Raw genomic sequence first — 21,778 nt, 5'->3', positions numbered from 1 at the left:
TCACCCCAGTGACTGCGAAGAAAGACACCGACGACATGACCAACAACACCGACCCCACTGTGCAGACCGCCCAGGGCGCCGTCCGGGGCCGCCGCGAAGAAGACGCCACCGTCTTCCTCAACATCCCCTACGCCGCACCCCCGCTCGGCGCCGCCCGGTTCGCCCCGCCCGCGCCGCACGCGCCGTGGTCCGGAGTCAGGGATGCCACCGTCGCTGGTCCCACCGCACCGCAGCCGAAGCGCGATGCGTTCGGCGACCTCGACATGTCCCCGTACTTCGGTCAGGGCTGGGTTCCGGGCGAGGACTACCTCACCGTCAACGTCTGGACGCCCGACACCACTCGGGACGACCGGCCGGTGATGGTGTTCGTACACGGCGGCGGATTCGTCGCCGGATCCACCCGGTCGGTGCTCTACGACGGCACGAACTTCGCCCGCGACGAAGTCGTCCTGGTCACCCTCAACTACCGGCTGGGCGTGCCCGGTTTCCTCCACCTCCCCGACGCTCCCGACAACCGCGGCCTGCTGGACGTGATTGCAGCCCTGCGCTGGGTCGAGGAGAACATCGCGGGCTTCGGCGGCGATCCGTCCCAGGTGACGCTCTTCGGCCAGTCGGCCGGCGCCACGATCGTGGGCGGCGTGGTGGCGAGTCCGCAGTCCGAGGGCCTCCTCCAGCGCGCGATCATCCAGAGCGGCAGCGGCCTGGGAGCGTTCACCCGGGCTCAGGCGAACCGGGTCACCCAGGCCCTCGCCCAGGCCCTGGAGGTCGCTCCGACGGCCGAGTCCTTCGCATCGGTGCCGGATGAGCGTTTCGTCGAGGCCATGCCCCAGCTGGCCGGTATCGACCTCAAGGTCGACGGGTACTTCGACCCGCTGATCGGCCTGAGCGCGTTCAGCCTCGTTCTGGACCAGCAGCCGGCCGAGGCCGTGGCCGCCGGCCGCGGCGCGGGCGTCGACCTGCTCCTCGGCACCACCACCGAGGAAGGCAACCTCTACCTCGCGCCGCTGGGCAACCTGACCCCCTCGACAGCGGATGACGTGTACGCCGCGGCAGCTCGTTCGCACCCCGACCCGGACAAGCTGGTGCGGGTCTACCGCAGTGAACGGCCGGGGGCATCGTCCGGCGCACTGCGGTCCGCCATCATGGCCGACGCCCTGTTCGGCGCGGGAACACGGCGGCTGGCGGAGGCCCACGCGCAGCACCCCTCATCGCGCACGCACGTCTACGAGTTCGCCTGGCGGTCGCAGGCCCTCGACGGCGAACTCGGCGCAACGCACACCATGGAACTCCCGTTCGTCTTCGACCGCACCGATCTGCCGCAGCTCCACGGCCCCAAGGCGGTCCTCGGCCCGACCGAGCCCCCGACCGAGCTCGCTTCCCGCGTCCACTCCGCATGGATCCGCTTCGCGAGGACCGGCGACCCGGGCTGGCCGCAGTACGACACCACCCGCCGCACCAGCATGCGCATCGCCGACGCATGGACACAGGTCGACGACCCCAACGCCCAGGTACGGCAGGCCTGGACCTGAGCCCCGGCGGTGCTCCCGTGCCGCCACGCCCCCTCCAAGGACGTCATCGCATGACCAGAACCATCATCAGCACCGGGCTGCTTCGGCTTCACGCCTGTGCCCCGGAGGCGCCCTACCGGGTGCTCTCGATGACGTCGCGGAGTTGTGAGCGGGCGGTGATGCCCAGCTTGGGAAAGACCCGGTAGAGGTGGGAGCCGACCGTACGCGGCGACAGGAACAGCTTCTCGCCGATCTCACGGTTCGTCAGGCCACGCGCGGCGAGCTGGACGATCTGCTGCTGCTGAGGGCTCAGTTCGGCAAAGGCACTGGGGACGAAGGTGCTCGCCTCGATGCCCGCGGCGCGCAGCTCGGCCTGCGTGCGCGCGACCCACGGCCGGGCGCCCAGCCGCTGGAAGGTCTCGAGCGCGGCGGTCAGCAGCGGACGGGCTTCCGTGATGCGGCGCTGCCTGCGGAGCCACTCGGCGTAGTCCAGCCGCGTCTGCGCCTGCTCGAAGGGCCACTGCTCGTCGGTGGAGTCCGCCAGGGCCGCCCGGAAGTACGGTTCGCCGGCCCCGGGATCCGCCAGCAGGGCGCGGCCTCGGTTGATCAGTACGGCGATCCGCGGCGACATGCCCTCGCCGAGGCGGCGCGCCGACCGCTCCAGCACCTCGGAGGCATCCTCCCGCCGCCCACTGCGGCTGGCTGCCGCGGCGAGTTCGGCCAGAACGGTGTACGAGACGTGGTAGTGGACCGGATCGCCGTCGCCGGTGAAGGCGGAGCGGAACTGCTCGTACGCCGTGTCGTAGTCGCCCTCGGCCACGGCGGCCAGGCCCAGGGCGCGCCGCGCGGAGACCGCGATGGAGCGGCTCTCCACCGGATCGACGAGGGCCAGGGCCCGCCCGGCACGCTCCCGCGCGCCCGCCTGCTCGCCCAGCAGGGCGAGCACCGTGGCGTCGATCGCGCACGCGCACGCCTCGGCGTGGTCGAGTCCGGACACCGACGCCACGTCGGCGATGTCGGTGGAGGCCATACGGGCCTGAGTCCACCGCCCCTGCTCCAGGTACGCCCATCCGGCCGCGCCTGCCAGCCCGTCGGGCAGCGGCCCGCGCGCCTGCCAGCGGTCGAATGCCTCGTCGAACGTCCTGACGGCGAGGGCGGTCTCGTCGAGGATCCAGGCGACGATGGCGAGCGCGGTCAGCCGTCCCGGGTCGTTCTCCGTCCCGGCGATCAGGCCAGGCAGTACGGGAGCCAGCTGCGCCCTGCTGCCGCTCGGGTCCGAGACGGCCAGCACCCAGGCGCGCAGCGCAGCGCGGGAGGGATCGTCGGGGATACGGGCCAATACGTCCTGGATCCACCGGCGTTGGGAATCCTCGCCCGAGTAGTAGCCCACCACTGCCGCCGCGGCCACTGCGTCCAGTGCCACGGGCGACTGCGCAACCGCCGCCTCGTCCGTGACGCGCGACAGGAGGGCGAACGCCTTCGCATGCTGCTGCGTCATGGCCATGAGCTCCCCGCTCGCCAGCCAAGCGCTGCTCACGAGTGACGGATCGTCAGTGGAGGTACGAACCTGGGCGGCCAGGTGCTCGACCCACGTGAGGCGGCCGGTGAAGACTGCCATGGCCGCGGCGTCCGTCAGCAGGCGCGCCCGGTCCTCGCGGTGCGGGCTGAGTTTCGCGGCGCGCTCCAGGGCGGCCGCGGCAGCCGCGTAGCCGCCGCGGCGCCGGGCGCGGTCCGCCGTCTCCCGCAGTGCGGCCGACACGCCCTCGTCGGGGCGCAGTGTCGCGGCGGCGAGGTGCCAGGCACGCCGGTCCGGTTCCCCGCGCAACCGCTCGGCGAGGGCCAGATGCGCCTCCCGCCGGGCCTCGAAGGACTCGGAGTGGTAGACCGCCGAGCGGATGAGCGGGTGGCGGAAGGAGACTCCGGGGCCGTCCTGGCGTACGAGACCGGCCTGTTCGGCGGGGAGCCACGCCTTGTCGTCCGCTTCGGGCAGGCCGAGCGACGCCGCCGACGCGTCCGCGGCGTCCGCTGCCGCCAGCAACAGCAGGGCTCGGCGGGTGGGTTCGGGCAGATCCGCCACCTGCCCGGCGTAGATGCGCTCCAGCCGGTCGGTGACCGGCAGTGGGCCCTCCGCGGTTCCGCCCGCCGGGCCCCGGAGCGCCGCGGCGCGGGAAAGTTCCACCAGGGCCAGTGGGTTGCCGACTGCCTGCTCCAGGATCCGCATCCGGGTGCGGCCGCCGGGTGGCGCGGCCTGCAGGTCGAGCAGCCGGTTAGCGGCCTCGGGGGCGAGCGGTCCGAGGGTGAGGCGCTGATATCCCTGGTCGAGCCCGGGCAGCGGATCCGCGGCGCGTACGCCCACCAGCAGGGTGATGGGTTCGCTGTCCATCCGCCGGGCCACGAAGGAGAGCGCGTCCAGCGACGCACGATCGATCCACTGTGCGTCATCGACCACTACCAGCAGTGGTGCCGGCTCGGCCAGCTCGGACAGCAGCGTCAGCACCGCAAGATCCACGAGCATGGCGTCCGGGGTCTCGGCGGCTTCGCCGAGACCGAAGGCGCCCAGGAGCGCGGAGCGCTGCCGGGAGGGCAGGTTCTCCACCTCGTCCAGCACGGGACGGAGCAACTGGTGGAGACCGGCGAACCCGAGATTCGCCTCGGATTCGCTGCCCACCGCGCGCAGGACTCGCCGGCACGCGCTGGCCGCTCGGTCGGCAGCGATGTCCAGCAGCATGCTCTTGCCCGCACCGGGATCTCCCGTGAGGATCAGCACCTCGCTGTGGGTCTGATCGGCGTCGACGAGCCGGAAGAGACGTGCGATCTCGGTGTCGCGGCCCACCGCCGGTCCCTCGGGACCACGCCCCGATCCCTGGCTTTCACGGGCCTTCGCAGGATTTTCCACCGATGCTCCAGGGAATGCGGATTCTCCGGTCATTCTCGCAGAGAACTCGACAACGTCGGTCGGAAACCGCCTGCCACCCGTCGGGGGCGGCGCGGGCCGCCGACGTGTGTGTACGCGCGCACCTGCCGCCGTCCCGCGAACGACGCGGGGGCGGCGCTGCGGTCGCGGCTGATCACGGCCACCCCGGGCGGCGGGGGGAAGGGGGGTAGGCGCGGCCGATCTGGTAGTCGAACCCGGCGTGCACCGGGGGGAGACACGGAATTGGGAGACGTCCGGCCCGTGCAGGGTGCGAGCAGCGGGACTGTCGCCACTGACGTAACTGCTGCCAAGGCGGCACGACGTCGACGGGATCGACGCGATGGACGCGCATGAGTGAGCTCCAGATGAAGGAGGGGGCGTCCCCGCCTCGGGCGCTCACAGCGGTCCTGGCGGACGGAGGGCGAAGCCGCCCGGGGGCCGGTCGGCTCGGTCAGGCGGCGGCCCCACCCCATGTATGGGCGAGTGCGGCCGCCTCGCCCCGGGTCGTGACGCCGAGCTTGCCGAGGATGTTGGCGACGTGGAACTTCACCGTCGACTCGCTGATGTGCAGTTCCTGTGCGATGACCCGGTTGCGATGGCCCCGGGCGAGATGACCGAGCACCTCCAGTTCGCGTGCGCCCAGCGCGGACAGCGGGTCCGCCCGCCTGGCCTGCTGCGGCCCGTGCGGGGCGAGCGGCACTGTGACCGTCACCGTCGTGCCCCAGCCGGGCACCGCGTCCAGGCCGAGCCCGCCTCCGAGCGCGGCCAGCCGCTCACCGACCCGGCGCGCAGCGAGCGCGTCCCGCGACACAGCGCCGGGCCCGTCGTCCCGTACCGTCGCGTGCAGTTCACGATCGTCGACCTTCCATCCGACGTGAACGCGCCGCACCGGCTCCGGACCCTGCTCCAGGACGGCGAGCAGCACCGCCCGTACCGCGGCTCGCGCAGCGTTCGCAACGTCGGCGGACAGCAGCCGGTCGGCAGCTCCGTTCTCCTCCTCCGGAGGAGCCAGGTCGAGCCGCACCTGGCTGTGGCGCAGCAGCGGCCGGAGCGAGTCGGCCAGCCGCTCGAACGCCTGGCCCGCCGGCTCCTCGACCAGCGCCTGGTCCCGCTCCGCCTCCGCGCGCAGGTCGACCAGCGCGGAGACGGCGAGGTCGACCGCCCTGCCACGGGCCGACGAGTCGTCGAGCGCACGGCTTCGCAGTACGCCAAGGAGCCCGGTCAGCGTGGCCTCGTGCGCGTCGCCGAGTTCTGCGATGGTTCTGGCCCGGGTGTCCGCCGCGACCCGTGACTGGGCCAGCACTCCCGGCACCGCCTCCGCGGTCATGCGGTCCCGGTGCGCGGTCACGAGGTCCCAGAGCGTCTGGGCGAGCGCGGTGACTGCCGGCGGGAGCGCGGAGTCGTCGGTGCGTACGAGGACCAGGAGCGCTCCCCTGGGGACGACGTCGCTGGAAACGGCGAGGACGGGAAGCTCGGTTCCGGCGACACGGGCCCGTCCCTGCCACGGCTGCCCGGCGGGTACGGAGGGGGCGAGCGCGGCCAGTTCGGCATTCGTGATCCGCCGGTCACCCACCGGGTCGCCGTGGGTCTTGAACGGCGCATAGGTGCACTCGCTGGACAGCTCCGCCACCGCGTGGTGCGGAGCCGGTCCCACCAGGGCGGCGGAGAGCCGGGGCAGGATCTCGGCCAGCGGCGCCCGGATCACCTCGACGGCCGCTGCCAGAACGGCCGCTGCTCCTGTTTCCGTTCCTGCGCCCGTTCCCGCGCCCGTTCCTGCGCCCGCTCCTGCGCCCGTTCCTGCTTCCGTGAACTCCATGACCGCCAGGTTAAACGCCTCCCCGGCCTGCTCGGCTGTCCTTTCGGCCAGGTACGAACTCTCCGTAAGGATGGCCGGGCGTCAGGTCCCGACGACAGAGGCTTCAGGGAGCCGAGAGGAACTCTCAAGGCACTTATCGAAGAAACTCTCAACGCAGGGACAGGACGGACATGGAAGCCATCGTCTTCGAGGAATTCGGCGGACCCGAGGTGCTGCGTCTGGCACAGGCCCCGGAGCCTCACCCGGGACCCGGACAGGTGCGGCTGCGCGTCAAGGCGGCAGGCGTCAACCCCCTCGACTACAAGATTCGCAGCGGCTGGGTGCAGGACGTGTTTCCGACCACGTTCCCCGCGATCCCCGGTATGGAGGCCGCCGGAGTGGTCGACGAGGTCGGCGAGGGCGCCACGCCGGCGGTCGGCGACGAGGTGTTCGGCACCACCGACACCGGCGCCTACGCCACGTACGCCCTCGCTACGGTCGTCGCCCGCAAGCCGGCCGAACTCAGCTGGGAGGAGGCCGCCGCGCTGCCGGTGGCCGCCGAAACGGCGCAGCGCGTCCTCGGCCTGCTCGGCGTGGAGGATGGCGAGACGCTGCTGCTGCACGGTGCCGCCGGTGCGGTCGGGACGGCTGCCGTCCAGCTGGCCGTCTCCCTCGGCGCCACCGTCATCGGCACCGCCTCACCGGCCAACCACGACTACGTGCGCTCCCTCGGCGCCATCCCTCTCGCCTACGGCGACGGACTCGTCAGTCGGGTCCGCGCGGTGGCCCCGAAGGGGGTGGACGCGGTCTTCGACGTGGCGGGCAAGGGGGCGCTGAAGGACTCGATCGAGCTGCGCGGCGGTACGCCGGACCGCATCGTCACCATCGCCGACCCGAGTGCTTCCGAGTTCGGGGTCCCCTTCTCCGCGGGAGCCCAGCGCACCCCTCAGGCGCTCGCCGAGCAGGCCCGCCTCGCCGTACAGGGCAGGCTCAGGATCCCGGTCGACCGGATCTTTCCGCTCGCGGCCGCGGCCGAGGCCCAGGCGGTGAGCGAGGCCGCGCATGTACGCGGCAAGCTCGTGCTGCGCCCGTAGTACGGACACCCATGGCCCGTGGGCCGGCCCCGGCAGTGGTCGCCGGGGCCGGCCGGCCGAACCCTCGCCGTTCGAGGGACCGGTCTCCCGATCGCGATGATGGACTTCGGGGGAGCGGTCCCCGCTCGCCGGGCTGCTGCGCGAGGTCGGGCGTGGCTGCCAGGACGGCCCGGAGCGCATCGGGCCCCGCGACCGGAGAGTGGTACGGGTAGAAGCGACGGGCCTGCTGATGGTCGCCGCGGTGATGCAGTACGTGGACTGCGCGCAGAACATCACCGCGGGGGGCGCGAGTTGCCCTGTAGCACGGCAACCCGCCCATGCATCAAGGTAGTTGGGGTGCACCGGCGAGTTTCCGGCGATGCCTAGGATTCCGCACACCATCGAGTGATCGTTCCCACATAGAGGAGAGCGCATGGCAGCGCACGGATCCGCCGGCCACGACACGGGGAGCGGCGCCGCCGGTACGTGGGCTGATCGCGACCTGCGGCAGGACAAGCCCCACAGCGCCCGCATGTACGACTTCTACCTCGGTGGCAAGGACAACTACCCCGCCGACCGCGAGGCCGCTGCCAAGGTCGTCACGGCGTTCCCGGGGATCAAGGTGTGCGCGCGTGCCAACAGGGCCTTCATGCACCGCGCGACCCGGCTGCTCGCCCGGCGCGGCATCCGCCAGTGGCTCGACATCGGAACGGGCATCCCGACCAGCCCCAATCTGCACGAGGTGGCCCAGGCCGTCGCGCCCGACGCGCGCGTCGTCTACGTGGACAACGACCCGGTCGTGCTCGCTCACGCCAACGCGCTGCTCATCAGCTCGGACGAGGGCCGCACCGCGTACATCGAGGCCGACGTCCTCGATCCGGAGACCATTCTGACGGCTCCTCAGCTGACCGGAACGCTGGATCTGACCCAGCCGGTCGCGCTCAGCCTCAACGCGCTCATGCACTTCGTGCCCGATGAGCAGGACCCCTACGGAATCGTCGACCGCCTCATGTCCGCGCTGCCGTCCGGCTCCGCGCTCGCGCTGTCGCACTGCACCCAGGACTTCGACCCCGCCACCTGGCAGCGGGTCGTCGATATATACATCAGCAGCGGCACCCCCGCGCAGCTCCGCGGCAAAACCGAGGTCGAGGGGTTCTTCAAGGGCCTGGACATGGTCGGGCCGGGCGTCGAGGTCGCGCATCGCTGGCATCCCGACGAGGGCACGGACGCCACCGTCGCCACGGGCGAGGTCACCGACGCCGAGGTCAGCCTGTGGGCCGGCGTGGGCTTCAAGCCGTGACCGCCGGCGGGGCGTGACCATCGGGCGGGGGCGTGACCGCCGGCGGGGCGTGACCGCCGCGGGGTGCCGGTCCGTCAGGGCTTTCGGGCCACGCCCGCCCAGTAGTAGGCGGCGTTGGGGTCGGTCGGCCGGTCGTCCTCCGGGTGCCAGCTCATCACGGGCACGACTCCGGGGGCGACGAGTTCCCAGTCGCCGAAGAACCTCTCGACCTGGCCCCGGTCGCGCGGGACGAGGGTCATGTGGCCCTGTTCCGCGGCTCGGACGACCTCGGCCATCGCCGACGGGTTGAAGTCCTGGCTGGGGTGGGAGATGGCGACGTGGCTGCCCGGCGGAAGGGCGTCGAAAAGGGTGGCGGTGCTCGCCCACGGATCGTCCTCGTCGCCGAGAAGCATGAGGATCGCGACCAGCAGCAGCCCGACCGGCCGGTCGAGGTCGAGTGTGGCCTTGAGGGCGAGCGCTTCGAGGATCTGGTCCGGATGCCTCAGATCCGCCTGCAGGTATACGGTTCTGGGCTGCTCGCCGTCGGCCATCCGGGCCCGGGCGTGGGCCTGTGCGTGGGCGTGCACGATCGGGTCGTTGTCCACGCACACGACGCGGCTGTCGGGCGCGATGATCTCGGTGACGGAGTGGGTGTCGCCCGCGGCCGGGATGCCGGTGCCGATGTCGAGGAACTGGCGTATGCCCGCCTCTGCCATGGAGCGCACGGCCCGGCCGAGGAATCTGCGGTTCTCCCTGGCCATGGTCCTGATGCTGGGAATCGCCTGCTCGAAGGCCTGGCCCAGGGCCCTGTCAGCGGCGAAGTTACTGCTGCCGCCGAGCCAGTAGTCGTACATCCGGGCGGAGTGCGGCACGCTGGTGTCGATCGTGGGCGGGGTGGTCTGATCGTGAGTCATGGAGCCCAATGTGCACGATCAGTGCCGGGGCGGCTACCGGAATGGAACCGAAATCCGGGCACGGGCGTAAAGGAGCGCGGGGCCCAGCGAGGGCGGGCGTAACGGGCAACACGCGTACGGGAGTTGGCCCCGTGCTGCGGCCTCGCGGGCCGCGCGGTCACAGCACCTTCCAGCGCACCAGCGCGCCCAGCATCAGCGCTCCGGGAAGCAGTGGCAGCCACACCGTGATGAGCCGGAAGGCCAGAACCGCCGCCGTGGCCACGGCCGCAGGGGCACCGACCGTGATCAGCGCGAGGGCGAGTGCTGCGTCAACGGACCCGATGCCGCCCGGTGTCGGGACCGCGGCGGCCATGACGCTGGCCGCGAGGTAGGCGACCGCCACGTGCATCGCCGGAACCGGCAGGTGGAGGGAGAGGCCGACCGCCACAAGACCCGAAGCCTGCAGAGCCGGAAAGGCCAGCGATCCGCCCCAGAGGGCGAGGACGCGGTCCGGCCTGGCGTGGATGGAGCGCGCCTCGCTGAGGGCGGTGCTCAGAAAGGTCCTGACGACTCTGCGCAGGGGGCGTACGGCGGCGATCAGCAGGAGCGCCGCGGCGAGGAGTACCCCGCCCGTCATGGCCAGCGACGTCAGGGCCCCGCCCGGCACCAGGTGCCCGATCCGCAGCGCATGCGGAAACGCGGCGAGCAGCGACAGCAGCAGAGCCACCCGCGCGACGGACTCGGCGAGGAGATAGAGGGCCAGCGCAGCCGAGGAGCGGGCGGGCGGCAGGCCGCAGACGGACATGAACCGGAGATTCACCGCTCCCGCGCCGAGGCCCGACGGCAGCAGGTGGTTGGCGGACGAGGCGGCGAACTGCGTGGCCAGCAGACGGGCCGGGGGCAGCCGCTCGACCACGGCGCCCTGCCGCGCGAAGGCCGCGGCGACCCAGGCCATCCCGGTGGCCGCGGCGGCCGCCACGAGCCAGGAGCGGTCGGCGGCCAGCATCCGGAGGAAGCCCTCTTCGACGACCGGCCAGGACCATACGGCCCACGCGGCCACGGCCACGACCGGGACGAGGCAGGCAATCTCGCGCAGCGGAAGTCGCCGCCACCGGGGAGCCGTTTCTGTCGCCATGGTGGGTACAGGCTCAACGCACCGGGCCAACACCGGGCGACGGGCGGCCGACGGGCGGCCGGCGTACGGAGGTCGCCGAGGTGGCGGTGCGACGCTGGTTCTCGATCACGACGGGGACGACGCGGACGACGCGGACGACGCGGACGACGCGGACGACAGGGATGCTGTCGAGACGGCCGCCGGTCCCGAAGGCTGTGCGGTCGCGGGCGTCCCGAACACGACGGGGACACCGGGGGAGTAGAGCACGCTGCACGGCGGCCCCTGCGGAGCGGCGAGACCCGCGGCCCGTATCAGGTCCTCTTCGAGGTGGTGGACGCGGGCCGTGTGGAGAGGCCATGCGGGGTGCGCGTTGGGGAGGTGGAGGGTGCGTCCGTACCAGTCGACGTGCAGCCCCCAGCGCGCGGTGAGAAACGACTCGAGCTCGCCCGGCCGCTCCAGCTTCCCGCCGATCTCCACGGATATGCGGTACTTCCTGCGGCGTTCCGGGGGCAGGCGCCGCCCGGTGTAGGTGAGCCGGCTGCCGTCCCGGGTGATGCTCATGGATGACCAGAGGTAGGGCAGCCGGAACCCGGCCCGGCCGCTGAGGACCGGCAGCAGGCGGGCCGCGTCGAGGCTCCGGAAGACGACTCCGCGCCGCCCTCGGCCGTCCACGCTGTAGAGCCGCACGTTCGTCTCCGGGAAGGTGCCCAGATAGGGGAGAGCCGGGCGGCGGCCGATGGACACCCGCTCCATGCGGAACGGCACGAGACCGACGTACGTCGTGCCGTCGAGGACATCGGGGCGTATGCCGCGCGGCAGCAGGGGCGCGACGGCGTCCGGGTCGGCCGGCCAGTGCAGGAACGTCACATCGGTCCACCACTGCGCCAGGATCGCCCGGCGGATGGTGTGGGGCGCTGTCGCGGTCAGGGGGGCGGGGCCGGGGCCGGCATCACGTTCACGGTGTTCCATCGGACCGGCTCCAATTCGGCTGCGGGGGGCGGCATGTCGAGCCGGGCCAATGTATCCGGCAGCAGCACAGCGATTCCGCGTCGGCTGCTGTCGGCGCCGCGGCGCCCGTGCCCGGTCACATGCCAACGTTCCCCCGTGCACGGGGAATTGAAGTCCCCCTCATACGTGATGCTGCACCGGGAGCCTGGCCCTGGTGCAGCGTCACGTAGGGCGGGACAGCGTCACGTATCGCGCGTCAGCGCTCGCAGCGCGAGTGGTGACCCACCGCGGCCAGCAGCAGTCCGACGGGGACCAGGGGCCCGGGTGCGTGCCAGTCGGGGGCCGCGGCCCAGTGCGGGCCCGGCGGTTCCCGGCGAAGCCGCCCCGGCACTCCGATGAAGGTATGGCAGCCGAGCCTCTCCGTGTGCTCCGCGCGCCAGAACGCGGTGGTGCCGGCGGGGACGAGGAAATACAGCCGGGGCTGCGGACCCCAGGTGTCGTGGATGACGAAGTGGCGGTCCGAGGCGGGCAGCGCGTGGAACACGTCGAGACCCAGCGCTTCGGGCATGCGCACCACGTCCCACCAGACGCCGACCGGCACGCTGCGGATGACATCACCCGGCGGTAGCCACGCCCTGAGCGTTCCGGCGGTATCCGGCGACGCGTGGTGACCCGGGGGGACCGCGTCCCGGCTCCACGAGGACGGGTGGCTTTCGGTGGCGGCCATGATGTGACCTCCTCACGCTTCCCGTGCATGGGGCCATGCAGGGGGCCTTCATCAGGGAGTACGGACCTGACGGCGCCCGGTTCACCGATCGGCGGCGCGGCCGGGAAAAGCGGCGAATTCGGGAGCCCGGTGGAGGAATCCGCGATCGAGGCGTACGGGCCTGGGCAGAAAGTACCGGCGGGCAGGTGCTCCGGGCGCCTGGACGACGACGCGAACCCGGACGCCGTCCGCAGCGTCTATCACCCCGACGACGTCGCACCGAGGGATACAGCCATTGCCCTACCAAAGCCTGCAAACCGCCACCGATCTCCCCGCACCCGCCGCCCGCGCCCAGGATCCGGTCAAGCGGCCGTACGCGCGACACGCGATATGGTCCGCGACAGCCGTCTGGGCCCTCACCCGGCTGTGGTTGGTCTCCGCCGCGCTGGAGATCGGCCCGTTCCACCAGCCCGGCGGTCTCGACCGGTCGGTCGACGAGTTCTATCCGCGCTGGTTCGCGGTGCTGAGCGGCGGCGCCTTCCCGGCACACGACGTCACCTGGCAGTACCCGCCCGGCGCCGCCGCCCCGATCCTCGCTCCGGGCCTGGTCCCGTTCCTGGACTACGGCCACGCCTTCGTCGTGCTGTGCGCGCTCTGCGACGCCGCGGTGCTGGCCGGGCTGCTCTATGCGGCCACCCGCCGCGGCAGTTCGATGGCGGGCCCCTGGCTCTGGATAGCCGGCCTCGCCCTCCTGGGCACCGTGCCGTGGCGGCGCTTCGACGTGATGGTGACCGCGGTCGCGATGGCCGCGCTGATCGCCGCCGCCTCCCGGAAGGCATGGGCCGACCGGGTCTTCGGGGCGCTGACCGCCGTCGGCGCGATGATCAAGGTATGGCCGGTGCTGCTGCTCGCCGGTACGGGCAGGGGTGGCCGAACGCGTACGGCCGTCACGTACGCGGCGGTGGCCGCTGCCGTGTCGGCGGCCTGCCTCGCGCTGACCATGCCGCACGCCTTCTCCTTCCTCAGCGGGCAGAAGGAGCGGGGCATACAGATCGAGTCGGTGGGCTCGCTGCCGTTCCACGTGGCTCGCCACTTCGGGTGGAGCGGCGGCTGGGCCGAGAGGTACGGCTCGCACGAGTTCGTCGGCCCCGGTGTGCAGTGGGTGGTCTGGGGCAGCCAGGCGCTGTCGGTGCTCGCCCTGGGCTGGCTGCTGTGGTGGCGTACGCGCTCGGACCGGGCGGCGGTGCGGGTCCTTCCGGACGCGGCGCTGACCGCGGTGCTGCTGTTCGTGGTGACCAGCCGGGTGATCAGCCCGCAGTACATGGTCTGGCTGGTCGGTCTGGCCGCGGTGTGTCTGCTGCGTCCGGCAACCACCCAGCGCCCGGTGGCCTGGCTGCTCCTCGCCGCCTGCGTGTTCACGGTCGCCGAGTTCCCGTTCCTCTACGCCCAGCTCCGCGCGGACGCCGACCCGTTGGCCATCGCCGTGCTGTACGCCCGCAATCTGCTGCTGCTCGCCGCCGCGGGACTCTCCGCATGGCGCCTGTGGCGGGCGACGGCCGGCGCGCGTCGGGCGGAGCACCGCGCCTGCGGTGGGCTTGCCCCTTGACGCGCCCTCCCCCTGGGGGCACTTCACGGCCGCTGGGCCAGGGGGACTACCGCTGGGCGGGTGGTGCCCCACCGGTACCGGGCGTCGGCGCCGCGATCGACGCCTCCCCGGGTGAACCGCCCCCCGTGACGCTACGTTCCCTCCTTCCGGCGGCAGCCTTCACACAGCCGTCTGTCGATCGGTGACCCGGGGGAGAAGGAACACAGCCATGCGCGGATACGAGACCGCCGTGATCGGGGCCGTCTCGATTCCCCTCGTCGTGACGGGAATCCTGCTGGCCGGATCGATGGGGGACCCGCCGGAGGCGGGAGACCGACCGGCAGAGCACCCGAGGATCCAGATCGGTCAGACGTGCGCGTCCCTGCGCGACCGCGGGCTGGAAATCTCGTGCGGCACCGTCGCATTCGGCGACACGCGCTTCAACTGCGCCCGAGCGCATGGGGGAAAGTGCCCGAAAACACGATCCCTCACGGTGCGGAATGTCGGCCGGGCGCCGGTCAAGATCATTGTGATCAGCGGTTCGGGGCCCGGCGAGCGCAACGAATCCACCACGCCGGCCCTCGAGACGGGGAAAGAGGCGGCGCTGCACCCCGGGACGGGGGACTCCTTCCTCTTCGACATCGTCGTGCGGTCGGAAGGCGGCCAAAGTCCCGGCAGGATTCGCATCATCAGCATTGCCTGACGCCCGGGTAGTACATGTATCGACCGTATCGACGGTATCGACCCAGGAGAAGAACCTTCATGCGACACCGACGCACTCGCGCAGCGGCACTCGCGGCAACCGTGATCGCGAGCCTCGCCACCGGCTGCTCCGACCAGGACGAGGCCACGGAGGCGGTCGCGTCGTTCCTCTCCGCCTGGGCCGCGGGGGATGAGGAGAAGGCCGCCTCCTTCACCGACGACCCGAACACGGCCAAGGCCGAGCTGGCCCGCCTCGACGAGGAACTGGGCATCGGCAAGGCGCAGTTCACGCCGGGGAAGAGGAAGGACGGGAAGAAGGAGGGAAGGGCGAGCGTCGCGTTCCGGGCCCGGCTCACACTTGACGGGGCGGGTACGTGGACGTACGGGTCCGCCGCCGAGGTATGGGAGTCCGACGGCGACTGGAAGGTCCACTTCGCCCCGACCCTCCTGCACCCGGAGCTGACGGAGCCCGGGAGCCGCCTGGTGCGCTACCGCGACCTGGCCCCCCGCGCCGGGATCCTGGCCGCGGACGGCACCAACCTCGCACCCGAGACCACCGTGTGGAACATCAGCATCTGGCCCGCCAAGCTCTCCGACCCCGACCGCGCCTACCGGGCCCTGGAAGACCCCGACCTCGGCGTCGACATCGACACCGACGCGCTCAAGTCCCGGGTGGACGCGGCGAAGCCGGACCAGGCCGTCCCCGTGATCACCCTCAGGGACGAGGTGTACAGAAAGGTGCGCGAGAAGCTGCTGCCGGTACCCGGGTTCCAGTTCCGCGACCACAAGCGTGCGGTGGCCACGACCGCGAAGCCGCTGATCGGAAGCGTCCGGCCCGCCACGACCGAGACGTTGAAGAACGCGGGGCCGGCCGCGGAGAACTCCGACGAGGTCGGTGCCACGGGGCTGCAGTACCGCTACCAGAAGCAGCTCGCCGGCACCGCCACCATCGCGGTCCGCGTCCTCAACGAGGTGCAGGAAGCGGGCCCCGCTCTCTACCGCAGCAAGGGGAAGGCGGGCACGCCGATCGAGACCACCATCGATCCGAAGACCCAGCGGGCGGCCGAGGCGGCCCTCGCGAAGGTGGAGAAGAAGGCCGCTCTCGTGGCCCTGCGCCCCGGCACCGGCGAGATCCTGGCCGTCGCGAACACCCCCGACTCCGCGGAGAACCGGGCACTCAGCGGCCGCTACGCACCCGGGTCCACCTTCAAGGTGATCACGACGGCGGCGCTGCTGCGGAACGGAGTCACGCCGGACAGCGCCGTGCCCTGTCCCCGTACGGTCAGCGTCGGTGGCCAGAAATACCAGAACCAGGACGAATTCGATCTGCCTTCGGGTACGACGTTCCGCAAGGACTTCGCCCAGTCCTGCAACACGGCCTTCATCGGGCTGCGCGGCAGGATCGGGGACGGGGGACTGACGGACGCTGCCGGGCAGTTCGGCATCGGCGGGGAGTGGGACGCCGGGGCCGCCACGTTCGACGGCAGCGTGCCGGAGGCCGCGGACGAGAACGAGAAGGCGGCGGACATGATCGGCCAGGGGAGGGTCGAGGCCAGCCCGCTCGTCATGGCGTCCGTCGCCGCCACCGTCCAGTCGGGCACGTTCAGGCAGCCCGTACTGGTCCCGGGCGCCGTGAAGAACAAGTACAAGGCAGCGAAGGCGCTGGACCCGGACGTCGCGCGGCAACTGCGCACGCTGATGGGCGCGGTCGTGACCGAGGGCTCGGGGAAGGCGCTGCGCGGCATCTCCGGGAGCCCGGCGGCCAAGACCGGTACGGCCGAGTTCGGCACCGAGAATCCACCGCGCACCCATGCCTGGATGATCGGCTTCCGCGGTGACCTGGCCTTCGCGGTCCTCGTGGAGGATGGCGGCTCGGGCGGCAAGAACGCGGGCCCGGTGGCGGCGGAGTTCCTGCGCGGTCTCGACTGAGGCGAGGCGGCCGGCCTGAGCCCGGATGGCCTGAGCCCGGATGGCCTGAGCCCGGCTGGCCTGAGCCCGGCTGGCCTGAGTCGGCTGGCTGAGCCGGCTGGCCTGAGGCGCGCGCCGACGTCGTGTGCTGCGCCGACGAAGGACGCTCGTGCTGAAGCCGCTCGCGCCGAGGAGTCGACCGGTGCGGAGCCGCCGCCACCCCGGTGAACCAACCCTGCCGGGCGTACGTCACCCGGGCAGGAGACTCGTGGCGCGCGGAAGGGGCGAGTGAACGATGACACAGGGCGAGGGGTTCGCATGAACCCTGCACCGGAGCACGATCCGGAACTCCTCGGGTCACTCGCCGCGTATGCTCTGGGCGCGCTCGAGCAGGAGGACGCGCGGGCCATGGAGGCGCACCTCGCGACGTGCGCTCCCTGCAACTGCGAGCTCGCCGAACTGCGCGAACTGCGTGCCGTGCTGAGCACCGCCCCGCTGGACCGGGTGCTGCCCGACGCGCCGCCACCGCAGGTCAGTGAGGCTCTGGTGCAGCGGACGGTACAGGCCGGGCGGGAGCAGAGCCCCGCCCGTACGCGGCGGCTGCGGTCACGGGCCGTCCGGCCGGCGGTCGCGGCCGCGGTGGCGGTCCTCGGACTCGGCGGCGCGGTGCTCGTCGGGCGCGCGACGTCACCCGACCATGGCGGCCCGGGGGTGGCGCAGTCGACGGCGCGTACGGCGACCAGCGCGCCATCGGCCGCGCCATCCGCCGCGCCATCGGCTCCCGTGAAGGTCGCGTCGAGGACCGACCCGCGCACTGGCGCGCGCATCGTGGTCAACGTGACCCCGGCCGCGGGGTGGGTCCGCCTCAACGCCTCCGTGGCCGGTGTCCCGGCCGGTGAGAAGTGCCGCCTCGTGGTCGTCGCGCGGGACGGCACCCGCGAGGTCGCGGTGAGCTGGCTGGTCTCCCCGGCGGACGAGAAGAACGGCAGCAACCTCGACGGCGGAGCCGCCGTCGCTCTGGAGAGGGTCAGGGCCGTCGAGGTGCGGAACGCCCAGGGCAAGACCCTCGTGACCGTGCCGGTCTAGGAGCCCACCACCCGGCGAAGCCGGATATGGCCCGCAGCCGGGAAGGGGGCGGGGCAGCGGAAAAATCCGCCCGCCGTGCATGACGACCGCCTTCGTCGACCTGCTGGCGGCCCGCGCGTGCGTGCTCCCGGCACACGTCCGCGCCGTCATCGGCCCGGCCGCCCAGGAGCCGGAACGAGAGAGCTGAGGGCCCCGCGGATCCCGGGCCGGGCCGGTGAACCCGGGTTCCGCCTCCCCGCGTAGTAGGCCATGAGGCCTCACCGCGCCCGTCCACGCGCGCGTGAACCGGGCGTACGGGCCGCTACGTTCCGCAGAGTCGTTCCGAAGGGGTAGAGGAATGCCGGAGAAACCCACAGCCATCCCCGCGGGCATCGATCCGGCGGCGCCCGCGGAGGAGCACCTCGACATCGTCTGGCGGGGCACGCGGGGCTCGCGCTTGATGAAGGCCGGCCGCCTGGCCGTGGAACTGCTCAGCATCACGCTGGGGTTGCAGTCGGGCGACAGCGTCCAGCCGACGGGGGTCGACCTCCGCTGGCGCGGAGGAGAGCTGATCATCAGCTACGACTACGGCGAGGACGTCGAGGGCGCCCGACGGCACACCACCGTCCTGCAGCGCCGCCTCTCCGCCTGCTCCGTCGCCGAGTTCCTCGCTCTCCTGCGAGACCCGCGAGCCGATCGGGACTGCAGCCCGAAGGCCGCCTGAGGGGACGCTGTCGACAGACCCGGCGCGATGTCTGCTTCAGGATCCCCTACGAGGATTCGGCGACAGCGTCTGTGGCCACCCTGGCGGCGGTTTCCACCTGTTGGACGCCGGGATCCATGGCCTGCTGGTCGTCCGAGACGACGGCGACCAGAAACCGGTGCCCGTCGTGGCGGACTTCGCCGATGCTGTTGACCACCCACAGCCCCGTGGCACTGCGAGGCAGCCATCCGTTCTTCAGCGCCGGGGTGGTCCCCGGGTCGGCGGCCGCCGACACGCCCCATGCCTGGTCCCGCTCCACCTGGGTCATCAGACCGTGGGCATACGCGCGGTTCTCGGGGGTGAGCGGGGAGTGGCTCGTCGTGATCGCCCTGAGCAGGCTGAGTTGGTCGGATGCGGTGGTGGTCGTCAGGCCCCAGGACGTGCCCGGTGTGGTCTCGACGAGCCCGAGTTGCCGGTTGGCCTCGGCCAGGCCGTCGGGTCCACCGATCCGCTGCCAGAGGTAGGTGGCGGCGTCGTTGTCGCTGACCTTGATCATGCGCTCGGCGTTCTCCCGCTCGACAAGGGTCAGCGCTCGCCCCTCCCGCTGAGCCTGCAGCAGAAGGGCCGCGAGAATGTCGAGCTTCACGATGCTCGCGGTGGCGAACCTGTGGTCCGTCGGCGCGTATTGGCCGGCTGCCCCGGTGTCCAGATCGACGACGGCGACGGAGAGATTGCCGGAGGCGATCGCCCCGGCGTTCCGCAGCGCGGCGGCGATCGCCGCGTCGGAGCTGCCCGCGGCGGCAGAGGCACCGGGCGCGGCCATCACCACCGGGAGGAGGGCCGCCGCCAGGGCGGATATCGATGCGGTTCTTCCGAAGAGGCCCACGCTTTCGTGCCTTTCTGGATGCTGCTCACTCAAGCGCTGGACGTACCGGGCGCGCCCGGGAGGCACGCACCGCTGACGCTCTTTGTCCCGACCTGTCCGTGAACACGGCGAATGTGCAGAGCAGGGGCATCCAGCAGGTTGCTCAGCCCTCCTGCCCCGCCTTCCGGGCCCGACGCGGCCCGGCCCCGGATGTGGCAGGCCTCACAGCCGCCGGCCGCGCCCCGTCCACGGCTCGTACGGAGAGAGCGCCGACCGGATCTCCGATGAACCGGCTGCCGCGGTGGCACCGTCTCTGCATGGGGAGTCCGGGGAGTCCGGGCAGGCCGGGGCACCCGGACCGACGACGCTGAGGAGTCGACGCGTGAACATCACCGACAGGAGCCTGCAGGAGCAGGTCGGCTCCAGTGAGCGGCCGCATCAGCCGGGGCACCCCCACCTGCTGCGTCCGCCCCACGTCCTGCGTCCGCCCAGGCTGCCCCGCTGGACTGCGCTGCCACGCGGCAGGGCCCGTACGGTGGCCTCGTGGTCGTCGGGCCTGCTGCTTGTGCTGGTCACCGTCGTGGTGGCCTGCCGGGCAGCCGGGGTGGACGGCGTCTCCCCGGTGCCGCAGCTGCTGGCGTTCCTGCCCTGGCTGCTGGTGCCCGCAGGTCTGGGGCTGCTGCTCGCGGCCGCCGCGCGCCGGCCACTGGGCTGCGCATGGGGGCTCGCCGCTCTCGCCGTCGCGAGCTGGTTCACACAGCCGTACGGCGACGCTCCGCCCGCGCCGCGCGGACCGGTGGCAGCCCAGCTGCGCGTGCTGACCGCGAACCTCGAGTTCGGCGGCGCCACGGACGCGCTCCTCGGCGCCCTGCGCCGGGAGAAACCGGATCTCGTATCCGTCCAGGAGTGCGACCCCCGCTGTGCCGCGGCCCTCAACTCGCAGGCGCTGCGGGCGGCGTACCCGCACCGGAACGTCGTCGTCGCCGGCGCGGCCGAGGGCTCCGCACTCCTCAGCAAGCACCCCCTGACGAACGAGGCCGAGGTCTACGCCACCCTCGCCATGCCCGGCGCGGTCGCCCGGGTCGCCGGACAGCGCGTGCGCATCCAAGTCGCCCACCCCATGCCACCGGTCCCCGGCGGGCTGCACCTCTGGCGGTCGGAACTCGGCCGGCTGCGCGACTTCGCCGCCCGCCGCGGCGACCTGCCGACGATCGTCGCGGGCGACTTCAACGCGTCCCAGGACCACGCCGCCTTCCGCGCCGTACTCGACACCGGCCTGCGGGACAGCGCCCGGATGCTCGGCGCGGGCCGCACCCCGAGCTGGCCCGCCGCCACCGCGGGCGCGGGAATCGGGGCGCAGATCGATCACGTTCTCGTCAGCGACACCCTCCGCCCCCGGACCGCCCGCTTCCTCGCCCTCGAAGGCACCGACCACCGCGCCCTCCTGGTCACCCTGGACCTCCACGACTCCAGGTGACGCAGAGTTCCGTCAACAGCGCTGTGAATCGGCGTCGCGTATGAACGACGTCATGCCCGCCCGGGGCGAGGCCGTCGACCCCAGCGGGCAGGCCGGAGACGGCCGGTCGTGACCGTGCAGGGCGTCGGCCAGCCGCGGGTTCTCCACCAGGTGGGCGTCGAGACCGGTCAGACACATCACCTGCCAGCATGACGACCGCTACACGCGGAGCGTAGACGCAGGTCAGCCCGGACGGCGCCCGCGGCGCGTCGGCAGCCGTACGCCGTGGGGCCGGCACACCGGCACGGCGCCGGCCGGCCGGTGACCGGCCGCCAACTCGCCCCCGGGGCACGGCCGTGCGGTGGGTCCGGCATGATGACAGCGACGATCAGGAGGCAGAGCGTGAGTGAGAGCAGTGGGCACGCGGAGCTTGCCAGGAATGCCGGGGGTCTCGCGCACAATGCCCGGGTCTGGAACTACTGGCTGGGCGGCACCGACTACCACCTCGTGGACCGCGAGGTCGGCGACCAGGTGACCGCCATGTACCCCAGCATCGGCGAGGTGGCCCGCGCCGACCGCGCGTTCCTCGGCCGGGCCGTGCGGTATCTGGCCGGTGAAGCCGGGATCCGGCAGTTCCTGGACATCGGAACCGGTCTGCCCACCGTCGACAACACCCACGAGGTCGCCCAGCGGGTCGCCCCGGAATCCCGGATCGTCTACGTCGACAACGACCCCATCGTGCTGGCGCACGCCCGCGACCTGCTCACCAGCTCCGCGGGGGGCGCCACCGACTACGTCGACGCCGACGCGTACGACCCGGACGCGATCCTGCACGCGGCCGCCCGCACGCTGGACTTCGACCGGCCCGTGGCCGTCATGATGCTGGGCATCCTGAACTTCATCCCGGACACCGACGACGCCAAGGCGATCGTGGACCGGCTGCTGGACGCCGTGCCCGCCGGCAGCCACCTGGCCATGACCCACCCCACCCTGGAACTCGGCGGCGAGGCCAACGCCGCCGCCATGCGGTTCTGGAACGACAACGCGACGCCTCCGATCGTCGCCCGCGGCAAGGCGGACATGGTCCGCTTCTTCGACCGGCTGGAGATTCTGGAGCCGGGCATCGTGTCCTGCTCGCACTGGCGGCTCGACGCCGGGCCGGCGGACGGGTACGAGGGCGTGGCCCAGTACGGCGTGGTCGGCCGGAAGCCCTGAGCGCCGCCGCAGCGGTGCCCCGCGGCGCCTGTCCGAAGCCGTTCGGGTG

18 protein-coding genes are annotated in these 21,778 nt (G+C 72.3%); 10 read left to right on the top strand and 8 right to left on the bottom strand.

The window, feature by feature from the left end; all coding sequences use genetic code 11:
• Positions 1-35 precede the first annotated feature (35 nt).
• Complete coding sequence (locus ACTWQC_RS03000; RefSeq protein ID WP_443313938.1) at positions 36-1,529, top strand: carboxylesterase/lipase family protein; 1,494 nt, start codon at positions 36-38, stop codon at positions 1,527-1,529.
• Between the two features lie 112 nt (positions 1,530-1,641).
• Here the strand turns inward: ACTWQC_RS03000 and ACTWQC_RS02995 are convergent, their stop codons facing one another.
• On the bottom strand, positions 1,642-4,437 hold the full coding sequence (locus ACTWQC_RS02995; protein ID WP_443313889.1) for an AAA family ATPase: 2,796 nt from the start codon (positions 4,435-4,437) through the stop codon (positions 1,642-1,644).
• A 436-nt stretch (positions 4,438-4,873) separates the two neighbouring features.
• On the bottom strand, positions 4,874-6,238 hold the full coding sequence (locus tag ACTWQC_RS02990; RefSeq protein ID WP_443313888.1) for a LuxR C-terminal-related transcriptional regulator: 1,365 nt from the start codon (positions 6,236-6,238) through the stop codon (positions 4,874-4,876).
• A 170-nt stretch (positions 6,239-6,408) separates the two neighbouring features.
• Here ACTWQC_RS02990 and ACTWQC_RS02985 point away from each other — a divergent pair, with 170 nt between their 5' ends.
• Both ACTWQC_RS02985 and ACTWQC_RS02980 read left to right on the top strand, forming a co-directional pair.
• Positions 6,409-7,311, top strand: a complete 903-nt coding sequence (locus ACTWQC_RS02985) for an NADP-dependent oxidoreductase (RefSeq protein WP_443313887.1) — start codon at positions 6,409-6,411, stop codon at positions 7,309-7,311.
• Positions 7,312-7,723: 412 nt separating this feature from the next.
• Complete coding sequence (locus tag ACTWQC_RS02980; RefSeq protein WP_443313886.1) at positions 7,724-8,590, top strand: SAM-dependent methyltransferase; 867 nt, start codon at positions 7,724-7,726, stop codon at positions 8,588-8,590.
• A gap of 74 nt (positions 8,591-8,664) precedes the next feature.
• On the opposite strand, the gene ACTWQC_RS02975 is transcribed toward ACTWQC_RS02980, so the two are convergent.
• The 4 genes from ACTWQC_RS02975 to ACTWQC_RS02960 all read right to left on the bottom strand — a co-directional run bounded on the left by ACTWQC_RS02975 (position 8,665) and on the right by ACTWQC_RS02960 (position 12,251).
• A complete protein-coding gene (locus tag ACTWQC_RS02975) occupies positions 8,665-9,483 on the bottom strand; it encodes an SAM-dependent methyltransferase (RefSeq protein WP_443313885.1) in 819 nt (272 codons plus the stop codon).
• Between the two features lie 157 nt (positions 9,484-9,640).
• Positions 9,641-10,597, bottom strand: a complete 957-nt coding sequence (locus ACTWQC_RS02970; protein WP_443313884.1) for a lysylphosphatidylglycerol synthase transmembrane domain-containing protein — start codon at positions 10,595-10,597, stop codon at positions 9,641-9,643.
• Positions 10,598-10,702: 105 nt separating this feature from the next.
• Positions 10,703-11,545 carry a YqjF family protein gene (locus tag ACTWQC_RS02965; RefSeq protein WP_443313883.1) on the bottom strand — a complete coding sequence of 281 codons (843 nt, stop codon included), beginning with the start codon at positions 11,543-11,545 and terminating at the stop codon, positions 10,703-10,705.
• A 235-nt stretch (positions 11,546-11,780) separates the two neighbouring features.
• Positions 11,781-12,251, bottom strand: coding sequence for a hypothetical protein (locus ACTWQC_RS02960; protein ID WP_443313882.1), 471 nt, complete (start codon positions 12,249-12,251; stop codon positions 11,781-11,783).
• Positions 12,252-12,525: 274 nt separating this feature from the next.
• On the opposite strand from ACTWQC_RS02960, the gene ACTWQC_RS02955 reads away from it, so the two are divergent.
• The 5 genes from ACTWQC_RS02955 (at position 12,526) to ACTWQC_RS02935 (ending at position 18,214) form a co-directional block, all read left to right on the top strand.
• On the top strand, positions 12,526-13,836 hold the full coding sequence (locus ACTWQC_RS02955) for a glycosyltransferase 87 family protein (protein WP_443313881.1): 1,311 nt from the start codon (positions 12,526-12,528) through the stop codon (positions 13,834-13,836).
• 208 nt (positions 13,837-14,044) lie between these two features.
• Positions 14,045-14,518: a hypothetical protein gene (locus ACTWQC_RS02950; RefSeq protein ID WP_443313880.1), complete on the top strand. Its 474-nt coding sequence runs from the start codon at positions 14,045-14,047 to the stop codon at positions 14,516-14,518.
• A 59-nt stretch (positions 14,519-14,577) separates the two neighbouring features.
• Complete coding sequence (locus ACTWQC_RS02945) at positions 14,578-16,446, top strand: penicillin-binding transpeptidase domain-containing protein (RefSeq protein WP_443313879.1); 1,869 nt, start codon at positions 14,578-14,580, stop codon at positions 16,444-16,446.
• Between the two features lie 297 nt (positions 16,447-16,743).
• Complete coding sequence (locus ACTWQC_RS02940) at positions 16,744-17,511, top strand: anti-sigma factor family protein (protein WP_443313878.1); 768 nt, start codon at positions 16,744-16,746, stop codon at positions 17,509-17,511.
• 337 nt (positions 17,512-17,848) lie between these two features.
• A complete protein-coding gene (locus tag ACTWQC_RS02935) occupies positions 17,849-18,214 on the top strand; it encodes a hypothetical protein (RefSeq protein ID WP_443313877.1) in 366 nt (121 codons plus the stop codon).
• A 46-nt stretch (positions 18,215-18,260) separates the two neighbouring features.
• Here ACTWQC_RS02935 and ACTWQC_RS02930 read toward each other — a convergent pair whose 3' ends face one another.
• On the bottom strand, positions 18,261-19,079 hold the full coding sequence (locus ACTWQC_RS02930) for a serine hydrolase (protein ID WP_443313876.1): 819 nt from the start codon (positions 19,077-19,079) through the stop codon (positions 18,261-18,263).
• Positions 19,080-19,515: 436 nt separating this feature from the next.
• Between ACTWQC_RS02930 and ACTWQC_RS02925 the strand changes: the two genes are divergently transcribed.
• A complete protein-coding gene (locus ACTWQC_RS02925) occupies positions 19,516-20,535 on the top strand; it encodes an endonuclease/exonuclease/phosphatase family protein (protein ID WP_443313937.1) in 1,020 nt (339 codons plus the stop codon).
• 12 nt (positions 20,536-20,547) lie between these two features.
• Here the strand turns inward: ACTWQC_RS02925 and ACTWQC_RS02920 are convergent, their stop codons facing one another.
• Positions 20,548-20,712, bottom strand: a complete 165-nt coding sequence (locus ACTWQC_RS02920; RefSeq protein WP_443313875.1) for a hypothetical protein — start codon at positions 20,710-20,712, stop codon at positions 20,548-20,550.
• Positions 20,713-20,889: 177 nt separating this feature from the next.
• Here ACTWQC_RS02920 and ACTWQC_RS02915 point away from each other — a divergent pair, with 177 nt between their 5' ends.
• Entirely contained in the window at positions 20,890-21,729 is an 840-nt protein-coding gene (locus ACTWQC_RS02915) for an SAM-dependent methyltransferase (RefSeq protein ID WP_443313936.1), read from the top strand.
• The last annotated feature ends 49 nt before the right edge of the window (positions 21,730-21,778 follow it).

Origin of the sequence: Streptomyces sp. 8N616 (genome assembly GCF_052246385.1) — a bacterium.
Classification (GTDB): Bacteria; Actinomycetota; Actinomycetes; order Streptomycetales; family Streptomycetaceae; genus Streptomyces.
This window is presented reverse-complemented; position numbering and strand designations above follow the sequence as displayed.

What these genes read in the sequence shown, in the direction of transcription:
- ACTWQC_RS03000 (WP_443313938.1), top strand. Translation starts at nt 36, where the DNA reads ATGACCAACAACACCGACCCCACTGTGCAGACCGCCCAGGGCGCCGTC.
- ACTWQC_RS02995 (WP_443313889.1), bottom strand. Translation starts at nt 4,437, where the DNA reads ATGACCGGAGAATCCGCATTCCCTGGAGCATCGGTGGAAAATCCTGCG.
- ACTWQC_RS02990 (WP_443313888.1), bottom strand. Translation starts at nt 6,238, where the DNA reads ATGGAGTTCACGGAAGCAGGAACGGGCGCAGGAGCGGGCGCAGGAACG.
- ACTWQC_RS02985 (WP_443313887.1), top strand. Translation starts at nt 6,409, where the DNA reads ATGGAAGCCATCGTCTTCGAGGAATTCGGCGGACCCGAGGTGCTGCGT.
- ACTWQC_RS02980 (WP_443313886.1), top strand. Translation starts at nt 7,724, where the DNA reads ATGGCAGCGCACGGATCCGCCGGCCACGACACGGGGAGCGGCGCCGCC.
- ACTWQC_RS02975 (WP_443313885.1), bottom strand. Translation starts at nt 9,483, where the DNA reads ATGACTCACGATCAGACCACCCCGCCCACGATCGACACCAGCGTGCCG.
- ACTWQC_RS02970 (WP_443313884.1), bottom strand. Translation starts at nt 10,597, where the DNA reads ATGGCGACAGAAACGGCTCCCCGGTGGCGGCGACTTCCGCTGCGCGAG.
- ACTWQC_RS02965 (WP_443313883.1), bottom strand. Translation starts at nt 11,545, where the DNA reads ATGGAACACCGTGAACGTGATGCCGGCCCCGGCCCCGCCCCCCTGACC.
- ACTWQC_RS02960 (WP_443313882.1), bottom strand. Translation starts at nt 12,251, where the DNA reads ATGGCCGCCACCGAAAGCCACCCGTCCTCGTGGAGCCGGGACGCGGTC.
- ACTWQC_RS02950 (WP_443313880.1), top strand. Translation starts at nt 14,045, where the DNA reads ATGCGCGGATACGAGACCGCCGTGATCGGGGCCGTCTCGATTCCCCTC.
- ACTWQC_RS02945 (WP_443313879.1), top strand. Translation starts at nt 14,578, where the DNA reads ATGCGACACCGACGCACTCGCGCAGCGGCACTCGCGGCAACCGTGATC.
- ACTWQC_RS02940 (WP_443313878.1), top strand. Translation starts at nt 16,744, where the DNA reads ATGAACCCTGCACCGGAGCACGATCCGGAACTCCTCGGGTCACTCGCC.
- ACTWQC_RS02935 (WP_443313877.1), top strand. Translation starts at nt 17,849, where the DNA reads ATGCCGGAGAAACCCACAGCCATCCCCGCGGGCATCGATCCGGCGGCG.
- ACTWQC_RS02920 (WP_443313875.1), bottom strand. Translation starts at nt 20,712, where the DNA reads ATGTGTCTGACCGGTCTCGACGCCCACCTGGTGGAGAACCCGCGGCTG.
- ACTWQC_RS02915 (WP_443313936.1), top strand. Translation starts at nt 20,890, where the DNA reads ATGACAGCGACGATCAGGAGGCAGAGCGTGAGTGAGAGCAGTGGGCAC.